At 49.7% G+C, this 14,074-nt stretch carries 13 protein-coding genes; 8 read left to right on the forward strand and 5 right to left on the reverse strand.

Annotation, left to right across the window (positions count from 1 at the left end; genetic code table 11):
• Positions 1-69 precede the first annotated feature (69 nt).
• On the forward strand, positions 70-753 hold the full coding sequence (locus tag HKK55_RS09500) for a hypothetical protein (RefSeq protein ID WP_169354419.1): 684 nt from the start codon (positions 70-72) through the stop codon (positions 751-753).
• 334 nt (positions 754-1,087) lie between these two features.
• On the opposite strand, the gene HKK55_RS09505 is transcribed toward HKK55_RS09500, so the two are convergent.
• Positions 1,088-1,297: a hypothetical protein gene (locus tag HKK55_RS09505; RefSeq protein WP_065873923.1), complete on the reverse strand. Its 210-nt coding sequence runs from the start codon at positions 1,295-1,297 to the stop codon at positions 1,088-1,090.
• A gap of 176 nt (positions 1,298-1,473) precedes the next feature.
• On the opposite strand from HKK55_RS09505, the gene HKK55_RS09510 reads away from it, so the two are divergent.
• The 4 genes from HKK55_RS09510 to HKK55_RS09525 all read left to right on the forward strand — a co-directional run bounded on the left by HKK55_RS09510 (position 1,474) and on the right by HKK55_RS09525 (position 8,824).
• Positions 1,474-1,863, forward strand: coding sequence for a (deoxy)nucleoside triphosphate pyrophosphohydrolase (locus HKK55_RS09510; protein WP_169354420.1), 390 nt, complete (start codon positions 1,474-1,476; stop codon positions 1,861-1,863).
• Positions 1,856-2,680, forward strand: a complete 825-nt coding sequence (locus HKK55_RS09515) for an HNH endonuclease signature motif containing protein (protein WP_237151333.1) — start codon at positions 1,856-1,858, stop codon at positions 2,678-2,680. Before HKK55_RS09510 ends, HKK55_RS09515 begins: the two co-directional genes overlap by 8 nt.
• 230 nt (positions 2,681-2,910) lie before the next feature.
• Positions 2,911-7,515 carry a hypothetical protein gene (locus HKK55_RS09520; protein WP_169354421.1) on the forward strand — a complete coding sequence of 1,535 codons (4,605 nt, stop codon included), beginning with the start codon at positions 2,911-2,913 and terminating at the stop codon, positions 7,513-7,515.
• 652 nt (positions 7,516-8,167) lie between these two features.
• A complete protein-coding gene (locus HKK55_RS09525; RefSeq protein ID WP_169354422.1) occupies positions 8,168-8,824 on the forward strand; it encodes a hypothetical protein in 657 nt (218 codons plus the stop codon).
• A 181-nt stretch (positions 8,825-9,005) separates the two neighbouring features.
• Here HKK55_RS09525 and HKK55_RS09530 read toward each other — a convergent pair whose 3' ends face one another.
• Positions 9,006-9,620, reverse strand: a complete 615-nt coding sequence (locus HKK55_RS09530) for an FMN-dependent NADH-azoreductase (protein WP_169354423.1) — start codon at positions 9,618-9,620, stop codon at positions 9,006-9,008.
• Positions 9,621-9,759: 139 nt separating this feature from the next.
• Between HKK55_RS09530 and HKK55_RS09535 the strand changes: the two genes are divergently transcribed.
• Positions 9,760-10,659 carry a LysR family transcriptional regulator gene (locus HKK55_RS09535; protein WP_169354424.1) on the forward strand — a complete coding sequence of 300 codons (900 nt, stop codon included), beginning with the start codon at positions 9,760-9,762 and terminating at the stop codon, positions 10,657-10,659.
• Positions 10,660-10,905: 246 nt separating this feature from the next.
• Here HKK55_RS09535 and HKK55_RS09540 read toward each other — a convergent pair whose 3' ends face one another.
• Together HKK55_RS09540 and HKK55_RS09545 are read right to left on the reverse strand one after the other, a co-directional pair.
• Complete coding sequence (locus HKK55_RS09540; protein ID WP_169354425.1) at positions 10,906-11,097, reverse strand: hypothetical protein; 192 nt, start codon at positions 11,095-11,097, stop codon at positions 10,906-10,908.
• 205 nt (positions 11,098-11,302) lie between these two features.
• Positions 11,303-12,067 carry an NAD(P)H-dependent oxidoreductase gene (locus HKK55_RS09545; RefSeq protein WP_169354426.1) on the reverse strand — a complete coding sequence of 255 codons (765 nt, stop codon included), beginning with the start codon at positions 12,065-12,067 and terminating at the stop codon, positions 11,303-11,305.
• 78 nt (positions 12,068-12,145) lie between these two features.
• On the opposite strand from HKK55_RS09545, the gene HKK55_RS09550 reads away from it, so the two are divergent.
• Both HKK55_RS09550 and HKK55_RS09555 read left to right on the forward strand, forming a co-directional pair.
• On the forward strand, positions 12,146-12,511 hold the full coding sequence (locus HKK55_RS09550; protein ID WP_169354427.1) for a helix-turn-helix domain-containing protein: 366 nt from the start codon (positions 12,146-12,148) through the stop codon (positions 12,509-12,511).
• Positions 12,512-12,655: 144 nt separating this feature from the next.
• Entirely contained in the window at positions 12,656-13,114 is a 459-nt protein-coding gene (locus HKK55_RS09555; protein WP_169354428.1) for a lipocalin-like domain-containing protein, read from the forward strand.
• A gap of 101 nt (positions 13,115-13,215) precedes the next feature.
• Here the strand turns inward: HKK55_RS09555 and HKK55_RS09560 are convergent, their stop codons facing one another.
• Positions 13,216-13,992, reverse strand: a complete 777-nt coding sequence (locus HKK55_RS09560; protein ID WP_178128837.1) for a hypothetical protein — start codon at positions 13,990-13,992, stop codon at positions 13,216-13,218.
• Positions 13,993-14,074: the final 82 nt, after the last annotated feature.

Consider the following 14,074-nt stretch of genomic DNA (forward strand, 5'->3'; position numbering starts at 1 on the left):
GGGACGGGCTAAACCCTGCCCCTTAACCAAACGCTAGGCTCCTTGCCTCAGATTCGAAAGTACTCTCCTATGTTAAAGGCACTTCTTGTTCTAATCGGTGTGCTGTGTTTCGCAGTCCTAATAGCGTGGCTTGGCAAACCAGCATGGCGCGAGGCCATTGAAAGCGCATCTTCTGTTTTCTCTTTGGTCGCGAGCGTTGCAGCTCTCACAGTCTTTGCTCAGTTTTATGTGACGTTCACTCAATCCAATGAGGCTATAGCCGAGAAGGATCGCTTAGCTAGAGCATTGCTTGTATCTAGAATTACCGCGCTTTCAGCCGAAATCATCTCGAACATTCAGGTTTGCAACCTTTTGCAAGGTGATAAAGATCTTTATCAGTCCGGCACGACGGTTCCCGGTATCAAATTTCAATTTTTTGTAGCGTCTGACCTGATTCGTTCAGGCGAAATCACACACCACAAACTTCGCGCAGAATTAATGTCGCTGATCATGCAAATGGAAGTACTTAACTCAATAATTGAACGGAGTGCGTATCAAATGAGCTTTCGCGGAGCGTTTGGTCAAGAGGGCCGGGAGGCCATGAACAAGTCTATGGGGGCATCAATTCACTTGCTGCTATCCAAAGCCTCTCTGATAAGAGTCCAGCTTGCCGCGACTCAGCCACTCATCGAAGAGTTGCTTCAGGATCCAAACAAGTACGCAGATGAGGAATACCTGCGAAGCAGATTGGTGCCCGACGGGCTGATTCGTTAAGCCAGAAGCAATTCATGTCTTCGTTCGCTAGCCTAACTGGCTGTTCCACAATAGGCCTACCAGCTTCGCTGGCAGACGCCTCTTAACGCGTGCGTTAGGGCCGTTCGGGATCGAAGCTGGGTACGCGAACGGCAGCTTCTGGCCGCTCTCTGTCGGTCATGGTTACGAAACGTGCTGGTCAAGCTCGATGCAAATGACTGGTCAAGTGCAATGCAAACGAGTGGTCAGTACCGATGCAATCAGGTGGTCAAGTGGAGTGCAATTTCGCAAGCATCAGAGGACTACACCGGGGCTTTACGCTCTGATCATGATCACACGTAGGTAATCACGATGCTTAGTCTGGCGCCATGAGGACAGCCAGGGTCAGCTTGATGAACTCTTCGTTCCGGTCGAGGGTGTCCAGGGCCCCGCGCACGTTCTCGGCTACTTCAGTGCCACCTTGCTGCTCAACCCAGTTGGTAAGCTCCATGATGGAAGCCTCGATGGCGAGCAGGTTTTCGTTTAGCTTGGAAAGTAGAGAAGGGAGCAGGTCTGAGTTTGGCATCGGTGTTCCTCCGTGGAGTAAACAGCGTAGCACTTGGGCCGAAAGCGCCTCGTCAAAGCTCGCTTTGCGAACAAGCTCTGGTGATCTAGGGGCAGCGCAATGGTCATGGCCGAAATCGGATATGATGGCCTTTTGTTTCTTCTGGTCCCACGGACTTGGCGATAAGGAATCGCACCATGAAAAAACCGGTGGCTGCCGCGGTCGTTCATCTCGATGGGAAAGTCCTCATCACACGTAGGGCCCCTGGTGAGAAACTAGCGGGCTTGTGGGAGTTTCCAGGCGGAAAGCTTGAACACGAAGAAACTCCTCAGGAATGCATCACCCGCGAGTTACGTGAGGAGCTTGGTGTTGAGTCCGTTGCCGGCGAAATTCTCACTTCCACTGCGTACACCTACCCCGGCGGCACGATCGAACTGATCGCCATCATGGTCACGTTGCAATCTACCCAATTTACCTTGCAGGTCCATGACCTGTTTGAGTGGGTGCGGCCTCAAGAACTCCTGCAGTACGAACTTGCTCCTGCCGACATCCCAATTGCCGAGGAGATCATCCGCAAATATGGCTAATTTCACTCCCCCAGCCCCTGGTTCTAACCTCAACAACGACGATCTGGTGCTTCAGTTTCTTTGCAGTCCTCAAGGGGGAATGCGTAGGTCGAATCGGACCAACACACTTGTCATTGTTTCGAATCATGTGGCGTCAATTTATGACGATCGCTGGGTCGATGACGTGTTGCATTACACCGGTATGGGCCAGCTTGATCACCAGTCGCTTGAGTTCAACCAAAACAGAACACTGAACGAGTCGCGCACCAATGGAGTGGCCGTCCATCTGTTCGAAGTCTTTACTGCCAAGACCTATACCTACATTGGTGAGGTAGTGCTGGCTGACGAGCCGTACCAAGAGAAGCAGCCTGACGTAGAAGGGCGGGATCGTTTCGTTTGGGTTTTCCCACTGCGCCTAAAGTCGGGTGCTCCTCCGGCGATTCCAGATGCCACGCTGCAGCAACTAAATCAGCTCAAAGAGAAGCAGGCTCGAAAGTTGAGTGACGCCGAGGTTGAGGTACTTGCTCGGCGACAGGGGCGGGCAAATGTTGGGAAGCGTAGCGCCAAAGTTACGCAGCATCAGCGTTCACAATGGGTGGCGGAGCATGCTAAGCGAAGGTCCAAGGGGCGATGTGATTTATGCCAGGAAGCTTCGCCGTTCAACAGGAAGGATGGGACACCTTATCTCGAGACACACCACATCGAGTGGCTCGTACATGGTGGAGCCGATACGGTGGAAAACACGGTTGCACTTTGCCCCAACTGCCATAGAAAAATGCATGTGCTTGACGACCAGGGTGACAAAAAGCTGTTGGTAGCACGGCTAGGCGCCCACTAATTAAAGGAGCTGTATATGGACGAGGTATACTGTCACCTACTCCGTTCATGGAGATTAGCTAATTGTTTATCTACCGGATGATAGAAAATGAGAAGCGACTTTATGCGATCTTGATCCGGAAATGTATACGTGGCATTTGAAACAGCAGCTTCGGTCGCTGGATGACCGACCTTGTTCAAGTCAGTCGATTTTATTGGTAGAAGCAATTAGATAATTATTTCGGGCTAAAAATGAACCTAATTAGTGTTGCTCGTGTTCTGTTAGCTGCCGGCAAGGCATTTCTAAAGAGTTCTAAGGCATTAAGGGCCGAAAGAGAAGCAGGGAGAAATCCTGAAGGTGTAAAAGCCACTGATGATTCAATATTGGATGATGCGATTCAGCGCTTATCAGGTGGGCGGCAAAAGGATTCGCTTAGTAAAAATATTATTAATTCTTCAGCACATTTTTTTATTACTCCTGAATACCTTGATACACCAAATGTTGTGGGCTGGCTTAGCGATGACACCGTGAAGAATGACCTCAAAAAAGCCGCGCGCCTGCATGCACTTGGATCCGTGGTTCCCAAAGAGTTATGTGATCGGCTTCAAGATCGATATAGCAAAACTGCTTTAGCAGGGGCACAAGAGGCTGCTAGCATCGTGTCAGGTACGATTTCAATTCTGGCGGAATCCATAGTCGCAAGAGTAGAGGACTCTGGAACGGCTGGTTTAGTTGGAAGTTCCCATCGGGAACTCTCCAACCAAATGCAGAGTGTTCAAGATCTATTGGAAGTAGGTACTCGTCTCACGCCGCAGAAAGCTGAGCAATTTATTGGCGTTGCACTTGAGAACAATATAGCTTGGCTGTCACAGGCGTTTGGCAACAAAAACAAAGCGAGGAGCGCATTTGGCCAGGCGCTTAGCCCTGGTGATGAGTCGATTACTCGCACGATCGATCGTAAAGACCTAAGAGCCAAAGTTTCGGACCTTGTTTTTTGTGCGCCTGATGCTACTGTTACAGCGCTTTTAGGTGCTGATGGTAACGGTAAGTCTTGGATTTTCGCGCAAGCTTGGATTCATCAACCGAGCCGGACTTTGACTGTAGTCATGGTTCCAGATGATATCAATGGTCAACCTTCTCCTGAGTATTGTCAGGATCTTCTGATTTCAAAAATTCTTACACAGACAAAGCAAACACCAACACAGAAGTCGAAAGAATTGTGGCTAAATATTTTTCAGTATTGGGAAAGTTTGCCTGATACTGTGGCGCCTCGCTTGGTTTTACTTATGGATGGTATTAATCAGCGAGAAAGTGTCGACTGGATTCGATTCATCGATACAATGAGTGAAATATTAGCCCCGGTTGGCGGAAGGCTTGTTTTGAGTTGCCGGCGAGTATTCTATCGCGATCGCTTGGAAAGCAAACTCCTGAGCAGAGTAGTCTCAGTCGAGGTGCCTGAGTGGACTGATGCAGAGTTAGATGAACTTTTAACTGCTCGAGGAACATCTATTTCTGTACTCGACGCTGAGATGGTGCGTACTCTCCGTAATCCTAGGATTTTCGGAGTCGCAGCGACTCTATTCAATACTGAAGAAATTGAAGCGTTTGGCGAATTAAGTATTAGTCGTCTACTTTTTGAGCATATTCGAAGCGGTAACGCCGCTGAAGGCACAAAAGTTTCCGACAAACAATTTAAAGCAGACATCTGCGCGCACGCGGAAAATATTGTGCAGCGTCTCAAACTTCAGAATCACGAGGATTTCAACGAGTTTGACATGCCTATGCTAAAGGCTGGCGGGCCAAATCAGTCCGTTTCTGAAAAGTTCATTATCACGTCGGCCGGGCGTTTTTTTGAAGTGGCAGAAGAAAATCCTAATAGATATATCTTGAAGGATGAAGGGCTACCTCTGGCTTTGGGCCTTACCTTAGTAAGGACAGCACGAGAGGCATTAAGAAAAAATAAAAGTGTTGAAGATGCACTTTCTAATATTCTTGAGCCTATTAGTGCGCTTGATCGAACCAGTGATATTTTAATGGGAGCTATTCTCGCCGCAGTACTTGAAAAGTCAGATTTAGAGGTAATAAGTCCGCTGGTGAAGTGTTTTGTTATGCTTCAGAATATTGACTCATTACACTATTCAGAATTCCGAAGTCTATTCGCTCGTAACCCTAAAGCATTCATAGCTTCTTTAGAGGATTCCTCTCTTTCGCGTAACGCGGTATCGAACCTCTCTTGGCTTACCCGCGCTGTTAGTGAATTACGAGGCAGTACAGAATTTGAGATACAACTATCGGCTAGTATTCACCGCTGGCTGAGCACATATTCACTAGCCTCAGAACGTATGGTTTTCCAATCAAATACCGCAGAGCAAGCAGAAGAACGAGAAAAAAAGTTGGTTGAGCGCGAGAAAGAGCTTTCCGCAATCGTTATGTCGTTATCAGATGTCGAGAGTCGTCTTCTGAACAGTATGATTCGGATCGATCATGGCGACTATAGCCAGCTTAATATGCTTGCCTTTCGTGCTTTAGCTGGGCGGCCGCTCGCCCCATACGCTGAGAGCTTACGCAACTGGTGTTTAGCGACCTCGCTTAATGGTGGCTTTCGGAGTCAACACAACGATTTTGATGACCTGCTGCACTTCAATTTGGTTGACTGGGAATCTACCCGTGATGCTCTACGCGAGTCCGCAAAACTGCTTCGGCAAAGTGATGTTTCAAAAGTGGGAAAGTGGGCGCTGGTTTATGTGTTGCGCGCCACTGGCGAGAGTATCGACTGGGAGGAAGGGGACTCAATTGCGGAAGCGCTGATTGGAGATCGAGAGCAAATCGCAGGATGGCGAAGAGTCGAGGATTTTTGTACTTCAGATCCTTGCGATCCGTTATCAAAAAAGCCGGATAATATTGAAGCTACCGCAAAAAAATATAGAGCACTTAATCCGGCCACTCTAAGCCAGAGTAGAGCTTCTACTCTGGATGATCACTTTTTCTCGATGGCCAAACCAGGCCTTGCACGTTTTAGCCCAGACGCGGCTATCGAAGTTTTGCGAGCTTTGGCAGATCAGGTTTTGACTCGAAAAGAGATCGAGTTCCGCTTGGCTGCTTTTTCACTAGAGGGTCATACTGTAGGCTTAGAAAGTCGCGTTGCAAGCCTTTATGTTGAGAAAGCATCGGAAATAGCCCAGGCAGCACTGGATGCAGGCGAGGATAAAAATAACGAAGCATGGATCGCTGCACAGAACTCTCTTCTTATTGCCTTTCCTCATATGAATGGTGAAGAACAGTTTGGTGCTTGGCTAAATCATCCTGCAGATAAAGATATACTTCGGGATATTTGTAGTTTATTGCTTCCGATAGACGAGAACACATTGGAGCGTTCGCTGGTTAAGGCCGTAGAGGAGAATAATGAGATTCTTCAATATCGCATTCTTAGCTTTGCCGAGCACTCAGCTAGCAGCCTCAGCATAATTACTAAAAATACTGTAATTTCATTACTGAAGTCGACAGACTATCATGTTCGTTTAGCTATCATGTCTCTTACACAAGCAACTTCGGATCCAGTACTACTTTCAGGGCTCGTTCAATCAGGATGGAGTGCGCCTTCCCTTGACGAGGCGTCTCAAAAACTCGAAATATTTTATGGCTCCCAGGCCCTTGTTCTTGCTGCTGAATATGGATCAATTTCAGTCGAAGAATGCCTCGATCGAATCGCGATTTCAGCTTACGAATTAATGGCTGATAGACTTGGTTCTAGTGCAGTACTTGCGATTTCAGAACGTCTAAATACGGCCATATTCAAAGCTGCAGAATTTAAAGTGACTAGTAATTTGCCAAGGATTGAGCAAAATATTGGAGGCATTTACTTGCCGGGAATTGTTGAGGTTTCTGAGCGAAAGTCACAAGAGGATTTATTTGAACGTTTAGAGCGATTTGCTGAAACCAGTGAGGCCTGGTATAAGCGACAAGAACATAATAGGTCCGTGTTTGATCGTTTTGAGCGTGAGCTGGTAATGGCGGGAGCTCAGCTTATTGTTAGATCCGTTACTATTCAATTGATGTCATCGATAGAAAAGTTTGTGCCAGCGATCATCGATCGCTGGTGTGAGTGCTTCCAAAAACTAGACAATGAAAGGCTCAGCAATGTGCATAATATAGCCTGTCTTGTTGCTGAAACTATCTCAAAAAGAAACATGAAAGCTGGGCTGGTTTTATATCAACGCCTGAACGATGTTTATCCCAGTGTTCTTGTTACAATAGGGAAAGCTAAAGTTGAGCTTAATGCTGTTAGTGTTTGGAGGGCTGCCGAGGCAGTTGACGTTAAGTCTCTCTGCTTCACTCGTCTCGATAGTGCCGGCAATGATCATGAACTAGCGATGGAGGTATTGGCGGCTATCGAAGCTAAGAGAGAGGTGTTCCTTCATGATTATGTCTTTGACCGTAGACAGCGCCTAGAACCAGCACATCGAGCCCGAGCTGCAATGGTAGCGGGTTTCTCACCAGATGAAGCTTGGGCGTTAGAAACTATAAATCTCTTGAAAGACGAATGTGGTTTTCTACAACAGGCATATATTGCGGCTAAATACGTAATGGATCGTCATCAATGGTCCCGTCATTGGGCTTATAAAATGCGGACGGCAAAAAGTTCAGTCGAACTTTGGCGATATATGGTATTGCTGTCAAAAATAGCAGATGGTCGTTTCGACTTGTCTGAAATATACGGCGATACACCTAGTGCTCTTGTCACACGCTTCGGTCCTACGTTTAATCGCAAAATCCGTAATCGGGTAGGAAAGTGGAAGAGTAAAAGAGAGTCAAAGCTATTTGGTATGCGTGCCCCAAATGTGTCGGTTGTCATTTAGGCGCTGCATAGCAGATCTATCTGATTTAAAGCCGGGGCGATTCAGGAAATCAGTTCCGCAATGCAATCTTGGTGTCTTGGCCTGCTTGACTTACAGCAATTTTATGACGGGGCAGGTGCGGAACGGTATCCTATTTAAGTGGCTGTTAAATAATAAAAAATACGTGGATTGCAAATCCGCCTACGCCGGTTCGATTCCGACCTCGGCCTCCACTCTTAAAAGCCCCGTAGATTAGCGTCTACGGGGTTTTTTATTGCCTGCTGGAAAGTGTCATCGTGCCAAAATTCTCTATTTCATTATTTCGCGGTGCGTACCAACGGCGCCGGAAAGATACGTCAGAACCGCGCAACAAGTCCTCGGCGCTATACAGCCATTCACTGCAAGCCATCTCCTGCGAGGTTTCGGTCACCGGAGGCGGGGAAGGGGTTACGTGTTACTGGTCTGGCGCCAGATTTGTGTGTGCTACGGCGTTGTCTGATCTGGCCGTCTTGCAGTTCCTCGGATGAGGTTCATATACACGCTTAGGCAGATTAGCGGCCACGGAAGGCCTTTGTACGGATCGGAGCTTTTGACCTTGGCGATTCCGTATGCTTAATTGATCATCACTTTTCTAAAAAACCAATTTTAATAACTATTTATGAGGTAAACAGGCATGAAAAAAATTGCCTTCTTCATTCTTCTATCCGTCATTACGCCGGTTTGCTTTTCAAAAAATAATGATGTGGATATTGGGAGTAATGCTATTCAAAGTTCCAATCCCGTTTCTGTTGGTTTGGATTTGGCAAATCTTACGTTTAAAGAAAGTATTCAATCTATTTATAAGCTGGCCGGCATTGATGCGGTTTCATCGGGCGAGAAAACCTTGTTTGGGTATGAAAGGACAGAAAGCTCTTCGCCTGGTTTTTTGAATTACAATGGATTGGCTCTTGCCGGTGAGTTTGAAGATATGAAAAACAAGATAGTTTTTCATTTTTCTGAAGATGGGGAAGTCCTATCAATGTATGAGTTGAGGATTTATTCACAGTCACAGAACAGCCAGTTCGCTGGGGCGATCCAGAAGAAGATGGGTGCACCGTCTGTTACAAAACTCAGCACGGATGATGAGAGTGGCGTTAACTTCAAACAAACGGTATGGGCAAAAGGCGATGTTGTTTATTTTCTTTTGCAAGAGTTGGATAAAACTGGTATCAAAACCTCGAATTTAGCAGTGTTTGAAAATAGTGATAAGAATTTTTATAAACTGCTTGGGCAAAAGGGTTATGCCATTGATCCCACATCACTTATTAATGAAGCGTTAAAGCTGCGTTGAGAGATACTTTCAGGTTTTATTTTTTAATAGCTCATTGTCAATCAATATAAAAACCAAGAAGTCCATGAGGCTGAAGGTTTAAATTGATATCTACAACCCTGTGCCGGTGCAATGCCATCTGGGACACCCTTACAGTCAACGTTACGAACCGATGGCTCGCATGGGCTAGGGAAAATACTGTCTAAACCACCGACTTTTGAATGTGATGATCAAATCTATCTAGATAATCGGGCATGCTGATTTGTCCTAGATCTACCGCTTTAGCGCCGCCGGCTGCAATAAAGGTCACATCCGTGATACCCACGACGTTCAGGATCAGTTTCAAATAGTGGGTCGCAATGTCACGCTCTCTAATCGGGGAGTCGTCGGTGTATACACCTCCCGAGGCGAGCAGCACCGTTGCCTTTTTGCCGGTCACCAGCCCTTTACCATCAAAGCCCAAGGTCAGGCCTTTACGTACCACGTGATCCACCCACGCCTTGAGCGCCGCAGGGACATTATAATTGTAGACCGGCGTTGAAATAACCACGTGATCGGTTTCCAGCAACTCGGCCGCAAGTTCATCGGATAGCTGCAACACGCTTTTCATTTCAGGCGAATGTTGGGTTTCTGGGGTGAAGTAAGCCTGTAACCAGGGGGCCGTCACGAACGTAAGTGGAGTGTCCGTCAGATCCCGTATTTTGATGGTGCCGCCTGGGTGTGCAGCTTCCCACGCGGCCACAAATCGGCGAGTGAGCTGCCGGGAGATTGAAGCATCCCCACGTGAGCTGGTTTCAATGGTGAGAAGCCTGGACATGAAAGTAACTCCTGCGCGGTAACGCGGCGGTGTGTTTTGCGTTGTCGCCTTAGGCGATGTACGACACACTCTACCCAAAGCAATCCATACGCAGGAGTGATTTAAATATGATCGAGTCCATCTGTTTAAGTGATGGTTTATGATCGGAAATCTCAGCTTGGATCAGTTGCGGATCCTTGTAACCATCGCTGATACAGGCAGTTTCTCGGCAACGGGACGTCACCTGCGACGTGCTCAATCTGCCATTAGCCAGTCGATTGCGACACTTGAGTCAGTGCAAGGTGTGAGGCTGTTTGATCGCAGCGGCCATCGTCCAACGCTCACTGAGGTCGGTAGAGTGCTAGTGGTTCAAGCGCGCGCGGTGCTGGCGAGCGCTGCCCAGTTTGAAGCCATGGCCGCGAGTACGGCAGCAGGGGTTGAGCCGGAGTTGGCTCTTGCCATAGACCCTTTAGTCCCTAGCGCACCGCTCATCGAAAGCCTGCGCGCTCTTCGTGAGGCATTTCCGCATCTGGCAGTGAGTTTTTCTACAGAAGGCTTAGGCGGCGCAGAGCGCCGATTACGCAACGGCGGTGCGGCACTGGCACTTTGTACATTGATTCCGACAGTGCCCGACGATGTCACGGCACTGCCGCTGCTCAGCGTCGACTTGAGGCCAGTCGTGGCCAGCGGGCATCCCCTGGCTACGTTAGGCCGTCGGGCAACAAGCGCAGACCTCAAGCCCTATGTGCAACTGGTACTTTCCGATCCGGTTTCTCCCGACGGCCCCAGCTATGGGGTGACGGGCAGTCACCAGTGGCGGTTTGTAGATTTGGCACGGCGGCTGGATTTTTTGCTCGCCGGGTTCGGTTGGTGTCGAATGCCAGAGCATCTGATTGCAGATCATCTGGCTTCAGGACGCCTCCTACCCCTTGAGTTAACCGCCGAGCTTCAGCGCACACCGGACACACTCACGATCTACGCAGCGCACATGCAAAATCGCTCTTTAGGGAAAGCAGGCCGATGGCTTCTGAATGATCTGACTCGTCGTCTGTGCGTGTGATGATACGAAGACGACTAACGCCAGCGGTTTGGTTATCTCGTGGGCCAAAGGGTAGATATTCACGTCTTCTGCATCTGCATCAAACGCTTCGCCCCTTACTAATGAATGGCCGATGGTCGCGACGGTGAGCGTCTGTCAGTCATGGGCGATCCAGGACTGATAGCGCTTAGGGGCAGGGCATATGGCTAGGGGAGTGTAATCCTGTGCTGATCAAGGGGGGCTCCTCACTCGGCATCAGGTGCTTTGTTATTTCTTGGCGCGATTCAGCTCTTCCAGTCTTCCGCTTTCAAGTAACTCCTTGTACTTCATTGCGTCATTTTTATTGTGATAGACACCTACGATAGCCTCGCCTTGGTATACGTCCCACATCTCCACTACCGAGCCCGCTGTTTCGTGGGACATTCCATTTCCTTCTCGCAGTTTTATGGTGATATTCATATTCATACACTCCGATTTGAGGGGGAAAATATAACTCGAAGGGTTGAGTGACAACCATACTGTTTGTACTGCCAGTGGTTGGAACGGTAGGCGCCAGGCCGACCAGAGAGGGCTTTAACCGCATATGGCTTTTTCCTTTTCAGCCAGCCGGACGCAGCACCGGTGCGTCAGCCCTAGCGCACCGGGTCTGCGTGAAACACATACGTCAAGATTCACAATGCCGAACAAACGGGCTGTGAACCGGGGCTTGAGGTTTCAAAACCTGGCTCTCGGTGAAATCCTCATCACGATTAAACGAAACCAGTGGCCAGTCGCCCCATTGTTGAATCTTCGCTTGGTAGTCACCTACTGCTCGCTTCAATTCATCTCGTTGTTGTTCAGCTTGATCTGCGAACAGTCCGCCCCGAACACCATGGATCAAATGCGGTTCCAGCACTTCAAACCCAATGTAATGCAGCGAATACATCACTGGCCATAACAGCAAGCGCATATCACCGTCACGACCATTCGGCGCACAGGCTTGTGCCGATGCTCCCGCTGTGGAGACAAGCAAAGCTCTTTTCCCTCGCATCACGCCGTTCTGATGTCGCTTACTGCTCTGATACAGACCTCCATAGACAAACACTCGATCCATCCATCCCTTCAGTATGGCTGGAGCTCCAAACCACCAGAAAGGGAAATGAAGAATCAGTGCGTCCGCTTGGAGCAGCAGGTTGATATGGCGCTGGGTCGTGGGTGGCAATTGCTGACGTTGCCAATGGTGTCGCTGCTCCTGCATCGGGTCAAACTTGTCGGCATCTTGCCTATGTTCGTAATGCCAGCTACCTTCGCGCGGGTCGAAGTCTTCTGTGTACAAGTCGAGAACGGTGACTTCATGCCCCCGTTCCATCCAGCTTTGCCGTGTAATTTCGGCCAGATGGGCGTTGAAGGACTTCTTCTCCGGATGAGCTAAAACGATCAGTATTCGCACGACATTTCTCCTCAAGTGACGTCGTGATGCTGTGCCTGGTCAATCATCCTGGCAATTACGTACTTTGAGGTAACTACCATGGCTTTTCCTGGGGATGTTTATGTCAGCAACTGCTCCGCTCGTGATGCATTGGAGCTTATTTCCGGCAAGTGGGTGATGTTGATATTGCCTGCCCTGACTCACCAGCCGATGCGTAACGGTGAGTTGCTTCGTCGGATTGGGGGTATTTCCCAAAAAGTATTGACGCAGACACTGAGGCAACTCGAACGCAATGGCTTGATTGAGCGGCGGGAATTGGCGAAGAAGCCTGCCCACGTGGAGTATCGACTGTCCGTTGTGGCGTGCTCACTGGTCGATACGCTGACTGCGCTCGATCGCTGGGCCGAGCATCATTTTCCAGTTCTGGATGCTGCCCGTGAACGGTACGACGCCGCGCATCCATGAGGCATTTTTCGATCTGATCTGACCAGGATCGGAGGCTGATGCGATGGGGCTTCAGGGCAGCGGAGGCGCGATTTTTGCACTTCTGTTTTTGCTGTCCTAGGCTGTGGTTGTGAGTGAACCGTCAACAAGGAGCGTGGGCGAAATATGGAAGTTTTAACTAAAGACGCGCTTGTTGGCGCGTGGGCATTGCTTTCCTTCACTGAAACCAACTCAACAACCGGGGTAGAGTCGTTTCCCATGGGGCCTGATCCGCAGGGCATCCTTTTGTATACAGCTGATGGCTATATGTCTGCGCAGCTTTGCACTACGTCCCGCGACGGGTTTCGGTCAAATGATATGTACTTGGGAACCGGCGCGGAATACATGGCCTCTGGCAAAACCTATCTCGCTTATAGCGGGCCTTACCATTTCGATGAGAGAACAGGCGTTCTCGAGCATGAGATGGCGGTCAGCTTTTTTCCAAACTGGGCCGGGCAACGACAGGTGCGCAGCGCAAGCCTTTATGAAGACTTACTTTATTTGGCGACAGTTACACCCATGTCGTTCAATGGATCGATGAAAACAGCTCAGTTGGTTTGGCGTCGGATCAGCTCCGGGCGGTGAACTGCGGATGTAGATGCGGGCTCTGTTGGCCGATTGGCGCGAAATTCGAATGTAATTTCAAGCGGGCAGGGGCCTGATCCCATTCAGGCCCCGGTGGGCTACTAGGCGGTGGGTCTGACGCGGAAGGCCAGGTACACCGGGCCGAACGGGAAGGTGCTGACCTCCAGCTCATCCAGTGGGTTGAGCGTCCGGGTACGGGAGCCGGCGTTGCTGTAGATCACATGACTGGCTGACACCGCAATGTTGATCTTGCCGGCAGCAGCCTGGATCAACGTGACCTTGAACCCTTCTGTCACATCGTCACCAAGTGTGAGAGTGACGTCGGTGTTGCTGATCACCAGGATCGACTTGCCCGAGTCCGCCATCGTCAGGGCCTGGCTGGCGGTGATCGAAACGTTGGGGTGCACGTGGCCACCGGCGTGGTAGCTGACCATCCGTGGATCGGCGAAGACCCGTGCGAAGGTACCGATGTAGTTGACGCTGGCACGCATGTCATCAAATTGCTCGATCACATAGGTGCCCACGCTACCCGACGCTTCGCCATTAGGGTCCAGGACCCATTTGCGGCCCACCAACAGCCCGATCTGGGTGTTGGCACGCACGCCGGCACGCATCTCTTCGAGAAACAACTGACTGATTTGCCCGCCACCGTTGCCCTGGGCATAGGTGAATCGTGCAATGGAGTGACTGTCCCCCGTGGGGCTGCCCTGGGTGGTATCGACCCGGTAATCGACGAAGTCCGCCGAGACGATGGTGGTCGTGGTGTTGGCGTTCGGAGCCCAGTTGAAATTCAGAACCCGCCCGGTTTTCACCTGCTCCAGCGAGGTGGTGGTCTGGGTGGTAGTGGTGGAACCTGACTGCTCCAGATCATTAGCCATGTTGCTCATCCTTAAGTGAAATGGGGAGTGGAGTGCAGGTCGAATTTACCCTGAAACGGATAAGCCTGTCCTTGAGATGCAT

Source organism: Pseudomonas sp. ADAK18 (assembly GCF_012935695.1).
In the GTDB taxonomy this organism is placed as follows: Bacteria; Pseudomonadota; Gammaproteobacteria; order Pseudomonadales; family Pseudomonadaceae; genus Aquipseudomonas.

What these genes read in the sequence shown, in the direction of transcription:
- HKK55_RS09550 (WP_169354427.1), top strand. Translation starts at nt 12,146, where the DNA reads ATGGCTTTTCCTGGGGATGTTTATGTCAGCAACTGCTCCGCTCGTGAT.
- HKK55_RS09540 (WP_169354425.1), bottom strand. Translation starts at nt 11,097, where the DNA reads ATGAATATCACCATAAAACTGCGAGAAGGAAATGGAATGTCCCACGAA.
- HKK55_RS09560 (WP_178128837.1), bottom strand. Translation starts at nt 13,992, where the DNA reads ATGGCTAATGATCTGGAGCAGTCAGGTTCCACCACTACCACCCAGACC.
- HKK55_RS09555 (WP_169354428.1), top strand. Translation starts at nt 12,656, where the DNA reads ATGGAAGTTTTAACTAAAGACGCGCTTGTTGGCGCGTGGGCATTGCTT.
- HKK55_RS09530 (WP_169354423.1), bottom strand. Translation starts at nt 9,620, where the DNA reads ATGTCCAGGCTTCTCACCATTGAAACCAGCTCACGTGGGGATGCTTCA.
- HKK55_RS09515 (WP_237151333.1), top strand. Translation starts at nt 1,856, where the DNA reads ATGGCTAATTTCACTCCCCCAGCCCCTGGTTCTAACCTCAACAACGAC.
- HKK55_RS09520 (WP_169354421.1), top strand. Translation starts at nt 2,911, where the DNA reads ATGAACCTAATTAGTGTTGCTCGTGTTCTGTTAGCTGCCGGCAAGGCA.
- HKK55_RS09500 (WP_169354419.1), top strand. Translation starts at nt 70, where the DNA reads ATGTTAAAGGCACTTCTTGTTCTAATCGGTGTGCTGTGTTTCGCAGTC.
- HKK55_RS09510 (WP_169354420.1), top strand. Translation starts at nt 1,474, where the DNA reads ATGAAAAAACCGGTGGCTGCCGCGGTCGTTCATCTCGATGGGAAAGTC.
- HKK55_RS09525 (WP_169354422.1), top strand. Translation starts at nt 8,168, where the DNA reads ATGAAAAAAATTGCCTTCTTCATTCTTCTATCCGTCATTACGCCGGTT.
- HKK55_RS09535 (WP_169354424.1), top strand. Translation starts at nt 9,760, where the DNA reads ATGATCGGAAATCTCAGCTTGGATCAGTTGCGGATCCTTGTAACCATC.
- HKK55_RS09505 (WP_065873923.1), bottom strand. Translation starts at nt 1,297, where the DNA reads ATGCCAAACTCAGACCTGCTCCCTTCTCTACTTTCCAAGCTAAACGAA.